Below are 15,950 nucleotides of genomic sequence, written 5' to 3'. Positions count from 1 at the left end.
AAGGAAGCCGGTTCGAATGCAGCACAGACAATGGAGATAATCCAGAGAGGCTCAATCAAGAATGGCATACCATATTTTATTGGAAAAGCGTTCATGCGTGTTGGGTAAAGGCGGGATTCGGGTCAAATTGGTTGTCTGCCTTCACAATCCGTCCCATGCGGCTGTTTTCAAATTGGACTCTTTCCTCTTCCATTTGTCTATGACCCTTTCAAAAAACTCACATAGATTAATAGTGCAGTACCGATTCTTTGATCAGGATGGAGTGGATGCTATGAGTTTTTATGTTAGAAACAGTACGCCGAACCCCGTATGGGTCGCGGTGGGGTACTATGATCCGGATTGCAGCCCGATCACTTATTCAAAAGCTGGCTGGTACCGGATTTCTCCGGGAAGACGCCGACTACTGGTAACGGGATCCTCTGTAAATCAAACGTATTATTACTATGCCTATGACCTATTCGGCAATACGTGGAGCGGAGATTTCCCCACCGATGTTCCGAGTACCGCCTTCAACACGTGCTGGATCGAAAGCTGCCAAGGGACGGGCTGCAGAGAAGTAGGATTTGACGAGGTCAACGTCGGCAATTTCCAAAACTATACCCTTACCCTGGTAGAAGCCGCAGGCGCAGTGAAATCAAGAAATATGAGAGCGCCGAAAAAGAGTACACGGAAGTTTAAATTAGGCAAGGCCAGCTTGAGAAAAACTCCTGTTAAATTGGGCAAACTGGGCAAAGTTAGAAAGCCGAGAAATCGTAAACGGAAATAAAGTTTCATCCCAAAGCCGCAATGATTCTGATCGAGGATCGGCGGCTTTTGCTATTTTATACGCATCATGCTATAGTCATTAGTCTGCTTAGATTCTTTTACATAATTAAGATGACTACGAAGGAATAGGCCACCCGTATTCAGAATGATTAGTATCCATATCAACCGGTAGGAGTGATGAATGATGAACCAACACGAGTTTGATATTGTGGTTAAGCTAGCCGAGGATTCTCAATTGAATCTGCTTGAGGAAGTGTTCAGCCCCGGGAATCTGACGTATCCCCAGCATCGCCGATTCGAAGTACAGAGGAAAGGTGAGGGTGTATTTCTGATCGCATGGCATAACAATCATCCGATTGGACATTTCTTACTGCGATGGAGTGGCCCTGAGGATCCTCGTGTAACTCAATATATCGATGTGACTCACAGTGCCTTTCTGGAGGGAGGACTCACGAAAGAGGGTTATCGCAAAAAAGGTGTAGCAACGGCGATCATTCGTGAGGCCGAGAAATTAGCAAGCGAAAGAGGCTGCACTCATATCGGTTTGGAAGTGAGCAGCAAAGACAATCCCGAGGCAAGAAGGCTATATGAACACCTCGGTTATATCGACTGGGGCTACGGTGAATTTCAGATCAGTTGGGAATACCATGATAAGCACGGAACAAGCACCCGCTCCGATATTGTTATTTTTATGCAAAAACCACTAGTCTATTGATCAGGCGAAAGCCCCCCATTCCAGCCAAGGAAATAGGGGGCTTTTCTATCGATTGATCTCATAACCTATCAAATTGTGCCTGTTTGTCCAGTCAAATCTATTCGTAAAAGCATAGATTGTTAATATAGGAGGTGATCATTATGTGTTGTAATCGAAAAAAAGTAATCGTCGTCAAGCTGCACCCCGGTCAAAAAGCTGTAGTCATCTGTAAGAAAAAGAAAAAGCATCGGCATGATCATTGGAAATTCTATTAATTCTCTCTGAAAGAACGCTCTTCGAGCGTTCTTTTTTATTTCTCTCTCCCTGCGATGTTCTCCCTATGTAATGCTTAAGTACTCTTTGATGCCATCAACGATCGCTTGAGCTGCCTTATACTGAACGGTGTCCGACAGCATGGCTTGTTCATCCGAGACATTGCTTAGAAATCCGACCTCTAATAGAACCGCAGCCATATCGGTCTCACGAATCACCTGCAGGCTGGTGTTTTTAACGCCGCGGTCTTTCAGACCCATCGCCTGGACCAAACGCTTATGGATCGCATCGGCCAGTTGTTTACTGCTGCTCCGCTGATAATAATGGGTCTCCGTACCGGTTGCTTGCGGCGATTCCAGTACGCTGTTGCCATGGATCGATACAAAAACGTCCGCATTTAATGAATTGGCCAGCTGCACGCGTTCTGTCCGGGTAGGGTACACGTCGCTGTCACGGGTCATGATGACTTCAATTTCGGGTTCCTTAAGAAGAAGTTCCTGCACTTTCAGAGCAAGCGCGAGGTTAAAGTCTTTTTCATGTTTGTTGCTGATGCTCGTCGTTCCCGGATCGCTTCCACCGTGTCCCGCATCAATGACTACGATTTTTCTTTCATTCTCGTCACCTGAAGACACGGGAGTCTGGGGATCGCTGCCCGTCCCAGATAGATCTATAATGAGCTGATCGCCGATAAACTCCTGATGATAGGAAGCCGGGTGACCCTGGCTTAACTCCACCACGACCCGGACTTGCTCGGGTTCCCTGCTAAATAGAGAATATCTGACTTCGGATACATCCGGCTGTCCGCTCACGTCCAATTTCCCCATCATGGCTGAATCCAGCGGCTGAGTCAGAGCCCCGAAGGTCGTATTGGGTAAGTCAACAACGATTCGGGCGGGGTTGGCTAAAGTTGAAATCTTGGGCGTCACTTGGCCATCCATACGAATGACGAGCTGTTGGTTTAAATAATTGATCTGACTCACATGCGTCAACGGCTCTGTATTGTCTGCTTCCGATTCGGAGTTCGGATCTTTGCTTTGATCCGGGTTTTGAGGCGGGCTTGTCAGGTATACCGTTTTATTGCGGTTGTCCCAATTGACAGCGAGTCCCATTTGTTCGGTGACGAACCGGATCGGGACGACCACGCTTTGATTCATATTCCGGGGAGCCGTATCCAGCCGTACGAGCTGATCCGCGACCTTCGCCTCTTTTTTGCCGACGGTTAACAACATGGCTTTGGTGTTTTGCTGGATTGTAACGCTGTGGGACCGTTGATCCCAGTTCACCTGAAACTTTAAATTTTCCGCCACCACCCGAAGTGGAATCATCATGGATTGATCAATGATCGAGACCTTCACATCAGCCGGCAGGACCAGTTCCTGGCCGTCTAATACAATCTTGGATGGCTTGGATGCGGCACTGATTGAATTGGGGAGCAGGATCAGCAGGAACAAAGACAGGAACAGCAGAGACAAAAATTTCTTCATTATGCACCTCTGTTATCGTTTGAACTTTCTATCATGATTCTAGTAAAAGCGACAAAATACCATTTACAATATATAACAATAAAAACGGAAAATAGTTGCGCTTGAAGTGAAAATGAGGTGAGTTCCTTCTATGAATAAAAAAAAGATGACCCTCGAGAGAGTCATCTACCTGTAAATCTATTTAAAAATTCTAGCAATCGTAATGATATCTACTTCAGAACTAACTAGCCCTTAATAAACACAATCTTTACGCCAACTATTTGATTATCCGCATTTACAGCTTTATACACCCCATACGCCCCGTCGCCCATGCCTGTCCGTGATACGACGCCGCCATCCAGAACGCCTGCTTCCTCCCCGCTCTCGGTGAGATCGCAGCAGGCGAAATACCATTCGGTATCTTGGTCCTGTTTACCGTCAGGGGCATCCGCATCCGGAATCCGGTGCTTGTCGATATCAAAAATTCCGGCCTGCCCGCTGTCCACCCCCGCCACAAAAGAGCACTTGATCCATTCCAGCGACGCTGCCTGTTCCGCCACGGAATGGTGGTAAGCTGTCAGCTTGGCGTTGGCTTCGCCCCAGTCGCGAACCTCGACCTTCTCCACTTCTCCTACCCATGTGCCAATTAAGGCCGATTCCAGCACGCCCATAATAATCGTATCCCGATCCAATTCGTAACAAGGATCCGCTACGACCAATTGCCCGGAATTTACTTCAAAATTGCCTAGTTGAATGACCACTGAGGATACCTCCATTAACTGTGATGATTTGGGTTTATTGTAACATGTGTGGAGGTGGGAGATTAAATCGAGGCAAACTTGTTGATAGTTTCTTTAATGCTTTTAGCCCAAGCTGGAAGATGAGAAACTTCATGAGTGATAACGTTGTTTTTGGCCTGTAACACAATTTCTCCAGACGCTTCGCTATTGTCTATGACAATCAAATAATCGATCAATATAAGATTTAAATGCAGATTCTTTATAGAAGTTGAGTGCCTTCTTATAATGTCTTCTGTAGGAATATGATGTCCCCCATTTCGGACTCTTGCAGCCACACGCTCAATATTGAGACGATAATCCCCAAGTCCGACATAAAACATGGTGACCTCAAATCCCTTATTTTTGGCTTCCTTCATAAGACGTATTGCATTTCCACCAGCCAGCGTTGTCTCAACAGAGAAATCCCTCTTATTTTCTATACAATCTCTAGCAAGCTTAATCGCTTTTTTACCCGCCGAAATTTTTCGACTCTCCGGTTGATCGGCATCAATACTGCGTGCTAATGCATCCGGATCAATATTTACGCTAATGCCTAGTCGATCTATGATCAAATTACGTATCGTACTTTTACCGCTTCCATTGTTTCCAGCGAATACATATATGATTGGAGAAAGTTCATTCATTGGAAGGAGATCCCGGGTTGGTTACTGTCTGAATATCACCATTTGCAAATTCTTTAACAATCCGGCCGCTGTCCGTCTTATATACAATATAAGTCCCATTCGCTTTAGCATCTAATTTTGCACGATCACCTGTAAGCTTAATTAACTTTTGAAGGTCCTGGAAAATATCCATGGTATATCTCCTTTGTGTTAGTCATTTATCTAATCGATATTATATCACACCAACGAATTCAAGACCTTTTTTCCTCATCTCCCCCACCGATCTGTAGTAACAGAATTTCCACCGGCTGGCTTAAACTAAGCGTTTCCCTACCAAAAAAGTCTTGACCTGTACCCAATACTTCCATGAAGGAGGTACTGAGTCACAAGCCAAGACTTTTTATTCACAAATGTTACCGTCAGGCGATTTCATTAGATAACCTTCAGAAAAACCTCTTCATTCACCCAATCCATCCATTTTAGCGGTTGAAGTAGTGCCCCTGTTCCAGATCCGCGATCAAACCAGGGTTCACGGGCTGCCATCCCAAGCGTTCCTGGGTCAGGGCGCTCGACGCCAGATTGTCGGTCGACGCGGCGAAGGCGAGCCAACCGAAGTAAGCCTCTGCCTCTTCGCGGGAAATGCTGCGTACCGGCAGGTTCAGGTGGCGGCCGATGACCTCAGCGATCTCCCGGAAGGGCACGCCCTCATCGCCGACCCCGTGATACACGGCACCTGCGGCCCCTTTTTCCAACGCCAGTCTGAACAGGCGCGCCGCATCAAGCTGGTGAACCGCCGGCCAGTGGTTTAGCCCCTCATCCACGTACGCCGCAAAACCTTTCTCCCGCGCGATGTCGATCAGAGTCGGAACAAAGCCGTGCTCGCCCGGGCCATGCACGGACGGTGACAGGCGGACGACGGAAGCTCTCACTCCGCGTCCAGCCAGCGCGAGCGCAGCCTCCTCGGACCGGCGCGGCGTAGACTGTGTCGACGCCTCTTCTTCCGTCCCGAGCCGCCCCGGCGTAAGCATCAGCGTTCCCGAGGTCGCCACGAATGGCTTTCCAGTACCCTCAAGTGCCGCCCCGATCGCCTCGATCGCCTTGCTGTCCGCCTCGGCGGCTGCCGCAAAATCCGCGAAGTCGTGTTTAAAAGCCAGGTGAATCACGCCGTCCGCTGCGGCGGCGCCTTCCTGCAGGCTGTTAAGGTCGTCCAGGGAACCGCGCTGCACCTCAGCCCCGGCTGCCGTCAGCGATGCGGCAGACTTATCCGAGCGGGCGAGCCCGACGACTTGATGCCCCGCGGCAATGAGTTCGCGAACAACCGCGGAACCGACGAACCCCGTTGCTCCTGTTACGAAGACGCGCATATTTTTTTCATTTTCCATTGTTTCCATATGAATCCACTTCCCTTCCTTGGTTCATGTATAACATATCGGTTGGCCAGCCAACCACGAGTTTAGATGGAACTTAGATTTGCGAGCCGCCACCGTCAACGGGGAACTCTGCTCCGGTTGTGTAAGTCGCGTCGAACGCAAGGAATGCGACAGCTTTGGCCACCTCGCTGGGCTCACCGAAACGCAGCATTGGGTTCTCTTGTCTCATCTGCACCTTGGTCTGTTCCGCGGCTTCGGCCGGCATCGATCTGTCCAGAATGCCAGTGTCGATCGGACCGGGACTGACTGCGTTCACACGGATTTTGCGAGGCAGCAGCTCGCGGGCGAGACTGCGCGTCATGGAGCGGAGCGCTGCCTTGCTGGCAGCGTACGCGCTGATCATCGGAATTCCAAGCACGTTCGCGACCGAAGTCGTGAGAACCACGCCGCTCCCCTCGTTTAGCAGCGGGACGAGCTTTTGCACGGTAAAATACGGCCCCTTGGTATTGATGGCGAGAACCTCATCGTACACCTCTTCCGTAACGGACTCAAAAGGAACGAAGCGCGTCACGCCAGCATTGACGAACAAGGCATCGATCGTGCCAAACTCCGCCTTCACCCGGTCGGCCAAGGCGTTGATATCACTCAACGACGAGGCGTCACTCACGACAGCGACGGCATTGTTCCCCAGTTGTTTCAGAGCCGACTCGAGCGTGGACTGGGTACGTCCGGTGATCAATACACGCGCTCCTTCATCCACCAGCATCTTCGCTGTCTCCAGGCCGAAACCGCTGCTTCCTCCTGTAATGACGACCCGCTTGCCTTCGTATTTCCCTTTTTCCACAGTACTCATCGTTTATTCCCTCCCTTGGCTTAGAAGCTCATTTATTTTTGCAAGACCGATTATAACTCCACAAATTAATAAAGTAAACAAAATTAATAAAAAAAGTTAATTTATTAATTTTAGTAAAAAACGTTTGTGATCACATCGAATTCGTTATAATATGTTGTATAAGCACAAAGGAGGCTTCATTTCGTGAGAAAAGCCGTAGGCGCCGATCATTACATCGAGAAAATAAAACCGGTCATTCGAAAGAACAAGTTCAGCCAACTCAAAATAGACGATATCGCCAAATATATGGACATCAGCAAAGTGACGCTGTATAAGCATTTTTCATCCAAAGATGACATCATTCAGCAGGTTGTAGAGTATGAGATGAACTACTTGCAGCAGGCCGATGCTGTGGTGAACGACGAATCCGTCTCTTATATCGAGCGTTTTCAGCAAACGTTCCTGCAATCGCTGATCTGCGTCATTTTTATATCCGATTTGTTTCTGGAGGACCTCAAGGAATTCTATCCGCGGTTGTTCGAAAGTCTTGTTATTGCCCAGCAGAATCGGAATAAAAAGCTGGAGAGCTTTTTTGAAGCCGGGATGGATCAGGGAATTTTCAACCGGATGAATGCAGTGCTGTCTTTGGTTCAAGACGACGCTACGCTGCGACGGATCATGGAACCGACGTTCAGCATCCAGTGGTACGACCTCACCTTGAAACAAGCCGTTATGGAGTTTTACCGTATGAAAAAATATCAAATGATTCGCCCTGAGCATTGGGACAAGGTTGATGAATTCCAGATTGAAGATGAAGTCGTTAGAATTTTGCAAACCATATAATTCATCATTTTGTTCATCGTCCAGCATGACCTCATCCATGAACGCCAATAACCCCGCTGGCTGGCGCCGGCAGGGTCTTTTTCACACTTTCTTCTATTATTCCTCTAGCTTAACGATAATCGCGGTTGAGTCATCGTTTGGTTTGTTATCCGTGACTGTCACGGCGTGCCAAGTTCATCATCCCGCTGCTCGAATGCTGGCAGGTGCCTTATTTTCTCCGGATTTCCTACGGCATAGATCGATTGAATCTTGTCATCCTTAAAAGAAAAAGAATAGACGTACTGATCCCCATTATCCATCGCAAGCCGGAAGCCCGGTATGCCGTTGACCGAAACGAACGAATACGCAAATTGACCCTCATGCATTTTGAGCAGATTAAGCAGCAGTTTGGTAACCTGCTCAAATCCAATGACAGGCACCCGTGCCGCCTTGACCTTTCCGCCGCCATCGGAGATCATGACCGCGCCCTCGCTGACCAGTTCCAGTAATCGGCTTGTATTTCCTTGCAAAAGGGAACTGACGAAATCTCTCAGCTTCTCTTCGGCAATGGGAACCGGGAGAGTCTGCTCAGGCTCGGCCTGGATGCTCTTTTTGGCCCGGTGGAAAATTTGCCGGCAGTTCGCGGTGCTTTTGCCAACCATCCCGGCAATCTCGTCGAACGAATAATGAAAAATTTCGCGGAGGAGAAAAACGGCTCTTTCGACGGCACTCAGCTGCTGCAGGAGCAAAAGGTATGCCGTTGATATGGATTCGCGCCGCATATAGATCTCGGACGGGTCGGCCTCGGCGGCATCCAGCAAACCCATCAGAGGCTCAGGAAGCCAGGGACCGACATAGAGCTCCCGTTTCTTCGCCGAGGAACGGAGCAGATCCAAGCAGCGGTTGGTGACGATTTTGTACAAAAAGGATCGCTCATTTCGTATCGCATCAGGCTCCTCCAGCCGGCCATAACTTATAAAGGCCTCCTGCACGATATCCTCCGCATCCATAATGCTGCCCAGCATCCGGTAGGCATAGGATATCAGCGGTTTTCTATAGGCTTCATACAATTCTTCTATGCTCATGGGTCGCCCTTTCCTCGCTCTCCAAGGAGAGAATATGCCGCACAGCCCTTTTCGCGCTCGCTGTCGCGGCGTCGGTTAGTAATTCCCCGTGCGAAGCCCAATCTCCTGCCACATACAGCCCCTTGATTTCCGGGACGGCGGGCCCCGGGTTCTCCTGACGGTTCAGGTGCATAAAATCGTGGCAAACCGTAATCTTCGGCAAATACTGCCGGACGACCAGCTCATCCCTCCAGCCTGGCTGCACGAGATCCAGCGTTTGTTCGAGGTCTTGCAAATCCCGCTGGGGATCGCTTTCCAGCCCCTTGTATTTCATCACGGAAACGACCTGGTATCCATCGTCGCTAAGATCAGCAGCACGCGACTGGTTGGAAAGAAAGACCGTCCTGTCGATGCCGTACACGAATTGCTGATCCGGCTTCGGCAGACGGCGGAGCGCGACATCCAGGCACGCAGCCGTAATTTCGACCGCCTGCTCCTTCCAGGTATGAAGGGCGGTCGTTTCAGCTCCGGGTATCAGCTGGTGAGCGATCGTGGGCGATGCGGCGACGATGACGGCATTCGCCTTGATTATTGTTCCATCTTCGCAGAGCACATGCCGGACGGAGCCTTCAGCGTACCCAATGGACACGGCATTGCTCTTCGAGAGCAGCTTCACGCCGACATCCTCAGCCAGCTTGCCTAACTCGTCGACCATCGCGCCCCAGCCCCGGTCAAGATACAACACGCCCTTCAGGGAGTTCTGAAGCTGCCGCAGTACTGGACCCGCCGCCTGCAGATCCGGCGCTATCACGTAGCTTGCCGTGCGAAAAAGTGAATAAAACAAATGCCGCAGCATGGGGTCCTTGACATTCCCCTCCAGCCATTCCCGGAGACTGACCCGCTCGTACCGGAGCGTATCCAGTTTGCCAAGCTTCGCCAGCCAGGAGGCCAGCTCGACCTTCCCTTTCCAGGACAGCAGCGGCGTGGTAAAGAGCGATTTGACCCCCATCGGCATGGTCACCAGCTTCCCGTTCCAAATGCCGAGTGCATCGGTGGAAGGCTGGCCTCCCTGCAAACTTAGCCCCAGCTCGCGGAAGGTCGCAAACGCATCGCCGTGGTACAGGGCGTGCCCGCCCAGATTGAAGTAGGCTCCCTTCTTTTTCACCGTGATGGCTCGCCCGCCGAGGCGCTCTTGCTTCTCGATCAGAATCGTCCGCTTCCCCGCCTTCGCCGCATACACCGCTGCCGTCAGACCTGCTACGCCCCCGCCAACTACCGCCACATCGTAATCGTATTCCATCTCCATCTCGATCATCCCTTTCGGTGATTTTACCCGTATGACGGGGAGTGAGGATGGGATGTGACAACATCGGCCGGGAAATTTCTTTAAATATTTTTTGGCTGTAATGGCGTTCTCCAAACTCTACATCACATTATAAAACGCGCCCTGGCGGGCGCGCTGTGATAAACTCCTATTTTAATTGGTCCGTACGGGATTCAGCTCCAATTTCACGCTTTCAAAGACATATTTACAGCCTCGCAAGCATGGATGTAGGTTGTGTCAAACAGAGGAACTTCAGCGTCTTCCGGCTTCACCAATAGTCCAATTTCTGTACAACCTAATATAATCCCTTCGGCTCCAGATTCGATTAAGCCCTGAATAACCTTTTTATAATAATCTCTGGATTCCTGATGAATCTTGCCCAGGCATAACTCTTCGTAGATGATCTTGTTTACGGCCTCTCTGTCATCCCGATCTGGAATGATCACCTGAATCCCGTTCAGCTCCAGGCGTGATTTATAAAAGTCCTGTTCCATGGTGTACTTCGTGCCAAGCAGCCCAACCGTCTGAATCTGGCTTTCTTTGATTTGGGCTGCAGTAGCATCCGCTATATGCAAAATGGGGATCTGGATCTTGGACTGAATATCATCGATAACTTTATGCATCGTATTGGTGCAAATGACGATAAAGTCAGCGCCCCCTTTTTCTAAAGCGCGTGCGGTTTGGCCTAACACTTCCCCCGCCTTTTCCCAGGCTCCTTCCGCTTGGTAACGTTCAATTTCTTCAAAATCAACACTATATAACAGGCATTTCGCAGAGTGCAGCCCGCCTAACCTACTTCTTACTTCTTCATTGACCATTCGATAGTACAAAGCAGAAGATTCCCAGCTCATTCCGCCAATAAGACCGATTACTTTCATTTTATGCTCATCTCCATTGTCCTTGGTTTGTCTTTAAAAATCAGCTCCGATTGACCTTCAATTCTGTAAAGTGAATGTGGAAAAACGGCGGTCATCCCGCCGTTTTCAGTATACATTAGGCTGATTAAGGACAATAGGAATTTTTCCATTCGTTCTGTGTTCCTTAACTCTGTCTCTAACCGCAAGGATTCGCCTACCTTATTTCGCGGCGGCCGCCTTGGTTACCTCCACCGTGCGTGTCCCGGCGTTCCATTTCACCTGCACACCCAGCAGATCGCCGAAGTCCTTGATCGGCACGTAGAGCGAGCCGTTCAGCGTCGCCGGGGAGTAAGACAGTGCGGCTTGCTTCCCGTCTGTGAGAGCAAAAGGGGAGCCGTCGGTGATCGAGAAAACACGCGTTCCGTAGGTCACGGTCGTCCGCTTCGTCTTGGCATCGTAAACGACCTTGGCTCCGAGCGCTTCCGTCAGCGACCGGAACGGGATTTTCGCATCATCAGGTTCCTCCCAACTTCTAACGAAATTTGTCTACTGTTTTAAGGACGCTGCGAGCCGCGGCAAAGTTACAAGAATCAAAAAAGGCTGGTTGGAGTTTCCAACCAGCCTTAGAGTATCCGCCACAGATCCACAGAACTCCTACGGACAAGCAAGGCATACGAGCATTAAGCCCCCTTTTGGGAGGCACCCAAAGAAGACTGCTGCAACCCCAGCCGAAATCTATGACTTATATACTCTTATCTACACACGCCGTCAGACGCTTTTCGATATCGGATGCAATGCTCATCAAGGCGTCATTCTCTGCCAACCCGATCAATGCCGTTGGTTTCGGCATGCCGATCTTGGTTGTTCCGTTCTCCACGTATACGGCCAGCTTGCACGGCAGGAAATATCCGACCAATGCATTTTCAGATAGTACCCGTTTAGCTTCAACCGGATTACAAACCTCCAGGATCTCATACGGCATATCGAACTCAACACCCTTTTCGTTAAGCTTCTCCTTCATGTTCAACCGCCAAAGGACGCCGAACTTTTCCGCCTTCAGGTTTTCCGTCAGAGCTTCAATCGCTTGTTCAATCGTTTTGGTTGTTTCAACCGTGTAATGAAACATCGCATGTCAGCCTCCCGTTTTTATCTCACCATTAGGTTAACTTAACCAAACGTAATCATGGATATTACTTACGCGACAGTTTTCCGTTCCAGGCACCCAGACCGCCCTGTAGATGCGCCAGTTCCCTGTGCCCGTTTTTGAGCAGCATCTTCGCCGCGGTTTTACTGCGCATACCGCTGCGGCAGTAGAGGAGCACCGGTTGATCCTTCGGGATTTCAGTGAGCAATCCGGGCAGTTGGGACAGTGGCATGTTTTGTGCCCCGGCAATAAATCCTCCCTTAAATTCACCCGGTTCACGGACATCGATCAGCAGGGGTTTACTCGGCTTTTTCATTTCGTCACTAAATTCCTGTGCGTTCAGGCTCCGGAGTCCCTTAACCGGTTTTAACCTCGAAAATATAAACCATCCAAAGAGCACGATGATAACGAAATTGATGATTGTTCCCGTTTGCATAGTTTTCACATCCTTTAGCTTTCGACAACATCATTCCAGTTGTTCATGCCTCCCGTCATATTCACCACGTCGAATCCCTTTTCGTTCAGCAATTCACAGGCAAGACCGCTGCGATTGCCGCTGCGGCAAATCACGATAATCTCCTTCGACTTATCAAGCTCATGCAGTCGTCCGGAAAGCTGCCCGAGCGGAATATGTTTGGCGCCTTCTAAGTGACCCGCAGCCCATTCCTCAGGCTCGCGAACATCCAGCATATACAACTTCTCACCACGATTGAGTCTTAATGCTACTTCCTGCGGTGTCGTTGCTTTGGGAAATTTGAATGCCATGCTGTTTCACTCCTTATCGATGTTATACATATACCCCTATAGGTATATTAGTTTCGATTTTCCCCTTTGTCAACTTTGGTAAGTCCCTATGAAGGAATTACCAGTGCTTAGAAAGCAAAATCAAGACTAGCTCATCAACTGAGCTGGCCTTTTTAAGGGGAACCATACGCCACCTTCAATCACTGCAATGCTTAGGTGGTGACAAGACAACAAAAAAGCCCGGGATCGTCCGTCCTTGGGGCTTATAACATTCATTTCTTTAGTATATTCTGTTTATCATTATTGGATCAGTAAGTTCAGTTTGGAGATGACCTCCGGAAGTGTTATCAAGTCCTATACCTATGACCAATTCATCCATTGGGTTGGATTCATATTCAGTTCATAAAGCTGCCTTATGATCTTCCTATAAGGAGGAGATGAAATGAGTAGGATAAAGACGGATATGTTATCTTTGCCTGGAGCAAACATTCACTATGAGGTGCGCGGGGCAGGGCCTGTACTTCTGATGATCCACGGGGGTTGCGGTGATGCCGATGTATTTCTGGAGGTGGCGGACCATCTCGCCGATCAGTACACAGTCGTCACTTACGACCGCCGGGGCCACTCCCGCAGCAAGCTCACCAATCCAGCTGAAAATTACCGGATCGAGACGCACAGTGACGATGCTCACCGCCTCTTGGCCGCTTTAACCGATGAGCCGGCATACGTTTTCGGAAGCAGTTCCGGGGCTGTCATTGGACTTGATCTGACGATGCGCTATCCCGGACAAGTGCGTGTGTTGATTCCGCATGAACCGCCTTTGCTGGATCTTTTACACGGCGATGAACGATTACAGGCCAAGACGATTATGGAGGACCTAATCGCAGATCACCGCAAGTTAGGTTTATTTCCGGCTTTTATCAAGTTCACTTCAGCCATTGGACTTCGAGATGATGACGGTCCCAGCCCTTCTTCGCCACCGAGCGATGAGCAAAGGGAACGCATGATTGCAAACATGGAATACTTCATGGCGAAGGAAGCTCCGGGCGTGCTCGGATATGCTTTCAAGCTGGAGCAGCTCCAAACTGCGCTATCTCATTCTACGGCACAGGTCTGCCCCGCTGTAGGCAGCACCTCCAGACGTTATTTTCCCGCACGCTCCGCCGAAGGATTGGCAGAACGTTTGGAGGTAGACATTGCCGAGTTCCCGGAAAATCACATCGGCTACCAAGTGCAGCCAAAACCGTTTGCTGAGCGGCTGAAAGACGTTTTGAGTTCACTAGGATAGTGTACGAAAAATTATTTTTTAAACCCGCCCTCTACCGCCACTACGCAAGAAAAGCCAAGAAGGTGATGTTGACCTTCTTGGCTTTTTCCCATATCCCATAAAAACAGATGAATGTCAGTGACAATAACATTGTTAGCTGCGCAGATGTTGGACTAACTGAATAGCTACTTTAAGAGCCAGTTGACAGCCTCTAGTACATTTTCAGCTACAAAATCTGGAGCAGCTTCAAGCCATTCTCCAAAAAATTGATTATTGCGATATTTGGCCAAATCCTTCTCGCCAGAACCTGTTTTTACTAACACCTTGATACACCCTGCTCTTTGGGCAGCAATCATATCGGTCCACCTATCCCCAATAACAGCACAATGTTTCAATTCCAGGTCGTTATCTACTGCTGCTTGAATAAGCAAAGCCGATGAGGGTTTGCGGCAAGAACAGCGCTCCTCATGTTGGTGCGGGCATATGTATACATGATCAAAGCCAAAGGAAGTTAGTTCGTCCTGAAAGTCGCCAATCGTTGCATCTCCACGAGATATACCTGGTTGATTTGTAAAAGCGTAGATTGGTATCCCAGCACTCACAAGGACTTCAAACGATTGTTTTGAGAAAGGAAATAATTTAAAAGTACCGGGGTATATAACCTCTTCAGAACCACCAATAGTCCCATCCCTGTCAATAAATACAGCCTGAATTTTCTTCGAAGTTGACATGTGGTCACCACCAAATTGTTCTTAATAGTTCTCTTCTCAGTTATTATTTTATAGCTCAGTTGTGAGTTTTTTGACTATGTTTTTCCTCTACACCGGGGCTATTCCTGAAAGCTTTGATATCTTTAGATGGTGAGGATCCAAAAAGCCTGCGATATTCCCGGCTAAATTGCGAGACATTTTCATAGCCAACTTCCATAGCTGCTGCAGTCACATGAATTGCGCCACCCAGCATAAGACGCCTGGCTTCATAGAGCCGAAGCTGCTTTTGATATTGTATAGGTCCTAATGTTGTTACGGCCTTAAATTTATGATGCAGCCCGGATACGCTCATGTTCGATAATTTTGCTAGTTCCTTTATGGTAATCGATTGAGCATAATTCTCTTTGAACCATGCAATAGCTTTGCCGATCCCCTCGTCTTGCCGGTCCATCATGACTTGTTGAAAAAAAATATGCCCTGAATCCCCAGAGAGCAGCCGAAAGATCATCTCGCGTTTCATCAGAGAAGACAAGTAACGATTCGCATCCGGTTTCTCAATTAACTTGAGCAGACGGTAAAAAGTTTCCACCAAACCTTCATCGGCTGTCCCGACATATGCTCCGGTATTCAACTTTTTATTTCTTGGTTTAAAATCAAGACCAGCCTCCATAACCACAGAAGCGATCTCTTCCATCGTAAATTCAACGCGCAGACCAAAATAGGGTGATTGCTTGGTAGCCCCAATAATTTCTGCGGATGCCGGAATATCAATAACAGATACCAAGTAATCTCCAGCATGATAATCAATGACCTCATGGCCGAGATGAAGTTTTTTGGCACCCTGTAGAATCAGACAAATCGAAGGAGTCAAAACACCAGAAATTTCCGGAGTCTGCCGACTATACCGCATCGTCGTTAGAAACGGAATTATCGTCTGGGTACGACCCTCGACAAGGGTAATCCGTTTCGCAATTTCCAGCATTTGATTCAAATACATTTTGGATTGGGGGCTTTCCGTATATAAGTGGTAGTACTTGATTTGCCGCTCTCCCACAATACTCACCAACTTTACTTTGATCGATACTCAGAAGCTCGTTGAAAACCTTTCTTGTAATCGTAACTTAATTTTGGATAAAGGCAAAGAACGGTTTCTATCATTTGCAGTTTTGAGCAAGTTTTAAGCAGTAACAAACTATTTCCAAATATCCATTCAAGTCAT

Annotated in this window: 19 protein-coding genes; 4 read left to right on the top strand and 15 right to left on the bottom strand. The window is 48.7% G+C overall.

Features of this window, described 5'->3' with window-relative positions:
* The first annotated feature begins 61 nt into the window (after nt 1-61).
* A complete protein-coding gene (locus C7820_RS27360) occupies nt 62-766 on the top strand; it encodes a DUF1036 domain-containing protein (protein WP_258875464.1) in 705 nt (234 codons plus the stop codon).
* A gap of 180 nt (nt 767-946) precedes the next feature.
* Entirely contained in the window at nt 947-1,480 is a 534-nt protein-coding gene (locus C7820_RS27355; protein WP_116233709.1) for a GNAT family N-acetyltransferase, read from the top strand.
* 317 nt (nt 1,481-1,797) lie between these two features.
* On the opposite strand, the gene C7820_RS27350 is transcribed toward C7820_RS27355, so the two are convergent.
* The 6 genes from C7820_RS27350 to C7820_RS27325 form a co-directional block, all read right to left on the bottom strand.
* Nucleotides 1,798-3,216 (bottom strand): N-acetylmuramoyl-L-alanine amidase family protein, encoded by a 1,419-nt coding sequence (locus C7820_RS27350; protein WP_116233708.1) that lies wholly within the window; start codon nt 3,214-3,216, stop codon nt 1,798-1,800.
* A gap of 224 nt (nt 3,217-3,440) precedes the next feature.
* Complete coding sequence (locus C7820_RS27345) at nt 3,441-3,956, bottom strand: DUF4241 domain-containing protein (protein WP_116233707.1); 516 nt, start codon at nt 3,954-3,956, stop codon at nt 3,441-3,443.
* Between the two features lie 62 nt (nt 3,957-4,018).
* Nucleotides 4,019-4,618, bottom strand: coding sequence for an ATPase (locus C7820_RS27340; RefSeq protein ID WP_116233706.1), 600 nt, complete (start codon nt 4,616-4,618; stop codon nt 4,019-4,021).
* On the bottom strand, nt 4,611-4,790 hold the full coding sequence (locus C7820_RS27335; protein ID WP_116233705.1) for a hypothetical protein: 180 nt from the start codon (nt 4,788-4,790) through the stop codon (nt 4,611-4,613). The genes C7820_RS27340 and C7820_RS27335 overlap by 8 nt, the downstream gene beginning before the upstream one ends.
* Nucleotides 4,791-5,076: 286 nt before the next feature.
* Complete coding sequence (locus C7820_RS27330) at nt 5,077-5,961, bottom strand: SDR family oxidoreductase (protein ID WP_116233946.1); 885 nt, start codon at nt 5,959-5,961, stop codon at nt 5,077-5,079.
* A 100-nt stretch (nt 5,962-6,061) separates the two neighbouring features.
* Nucleotides 6,062-6,820 carry a glucose 1-dehydrogenase gene (locus C7820_RS27325; protein ID WP_116233704.1) on the bottom strand — a complete coding sequence of 253 codons (759 nt, stop codon included), beginning with the start codon at nt 6,818-6,820 and terminating at the stop codon, nt 6,062-6,064.
* Nucleotides 6,821-7,003: 183 nt separating this feature from the next.
* Here C7820_RS27325 and C7820_RS27320 point away from each other — a divergent pair, with 183 nt between their 5' ends.
* Nucleotides 7,004-7,642 carry a TetR/AcrR family transcriptional regulator gene (locus tag C7820_RS27320; protein ID WP_116233703.1) on the top strand — a complete coding sequence of 213 codons (639 nt, stop codon included), beginning with the start codon at nt 7,004-7,006 and terminating at the stop codon, nt 7,640-7,642.
* A 158-nt stretch (nt 7,643-7,800) separates the two neighbouring features.
* Here the strand turns inward: C7820_RS27320 and sigJ are convergent, their stop codons facing one another.
* The 7 genes from sigJ to C7820_RS27285 form a co-directional block, all read right to left on the bottom strand.
* Entirely contained in the window at nt 7,801-8,706 is a 906-nt protein-coding gene (gene sigJ, locus C7820_RS27315) for an RNA polymerase sigma factor SigJ (protein WP_116233702.1), read from the bottom strand.
* On the bottom strand, nt 8,684-9,991 hold the full coding sequence (locus tag C7820_RS27310) for a phytoene desaturase family protein (protein WP_397334226.1): 1,308 nt from the start codon (nt 9,989-9,991) through the stop codon (nt 8,684-8,686). Before C7820_RS27310 ends, sigJ begins: the two co-directional genes overlap by 23 nt.
* Nucleotides 9,992-10,194: 203 nt before the next feature.
* Complete coding sequence (locus tag C7820_RS27305) at nt 10,195-10,887, bottom strand: aspartate/glutamate racemase family protein (RefSeq protein WP_116233700.1); 693 nt, start codon at nt 10,885-10,887, stop codon at nt 10,195-10,197.
* A gap of 198 nt (nt 10,888-11,085) precedes the next feature.
* The gene (locus C7820_RS27300; protein ID WP_116233699.1) at nt 11,086-11,370 is read right to left on the bottom strand and encodes a copper amine oxidase N-terminal domain-containing protein; all 285 of its coding nucleotides are present in this window, start codon (nt 11,368-11,370) and stop codon (nt 11,086-11,088) included.
* 238 nt (nt 11,371-11,608) lie between these two features.
* Nucleotides 11,609-11,992 carry a DUF302 domain-containing protein gene (locus tag C7820_RS27295; protein ID WP_116233698.1) on the bottom strand — a complete coding sequence of 128 codons (384 nt, stop codon included), beginning with the start codon at nt 11,990-11,992 and terminating at the stop codon, nt 11,609-11,611.
* Nucleotides 11,993-12,056: 64 nt separating this feature from the next.
* On the bottom strand, nt 12,057-12,446 hold the full coding sequence (locus C7820_RS27290; RefSeq protein WP_116233697.1) for a rhodanese-like domain-containing protein: 390 nt from the start codon (nt 12,444-12,446) through the stop codon (nt 12,057-12,059).
* A 14-nt stretch (nt 12,447-12,460) separates the two neighbouring features.
* On the bottom strand, nt 12,461-12,775 hold the full coding sequence (locus C7820_RS27285; RefSeq protein WP_116233696.1) for a rhodanese-like domain-containing protein: 315 nt from the start codon (nt 12,773-12,775) through the stop codon (nt 12,461-12,463).
* Nucleotides 12,776-13,196: 421 nt separating this feature from the next.
* On the opposite strand from C7820_RS27285, the gene C7820_RS27280 reads away from it, so the two are divergent.
* On the top strand, nt 13,197-14,042 hold the full coding sequence (locus C7820_RS27280) for an alpha/beta fold hydrolase (RefSeq protein WP_116233695.1): 846 nt from the start codon (nt 13,197-13,199) through the stop codon (nt 14,040-14,042).
* A 164-nt stretch (nt 14,043-14,206) separates the two neighbouring features.
* On the opposite strand, the gene C7820_RS27275 is transcribed toward C7820_RS27280, so the two are convergent.
* Together C7820_RS27275 and C7820_RS27270 are read right to left on the bottom strand one after the other, a co-directional pair.
* Nucleotides 14,207-14,752 (bottom strand): HAD-IIIA family hydrolase, encoded by a 546-nt coding sequence (locus C7820_RS27275; protein ID WP_116233694.1) that lies wholly within the window; start codon nt 14,750-14,752, stop codon nt 14,207-14,209.
* Nucleotides 14,753-14,807: 55 nt separating this feature from the next.
* Nucleotides 14,808-15,785 (bottom strand): AraC family transcriptional regulator, encoded by a 978-nt coding sequence (locus tag C7820_RS27270; protein WP_258875463.1) that lies wholly within the window; start codon nt 15,783-15,785, stop codon nt 14,808-14,810.
* Nucleotides 15,786-15,950: the final 165 nt, after the last annotated feature.

The sequence above is a fragment of the Paenibacillus sp. VMFN-D1 genome, assembly GCF_003386155.1.
GTDB classification, from domain to species: Bacteria; Bacillota; Bacilli; order Paenibacillales; family Paenibacillaceae; genus Paenibacillus_AQ; species Paenibacillus_AQ favisporus.
Note: the sequence above shows the minus strand (reverse complement) of the source record. Positions and strands in the feature narration are given on the sequence as shown.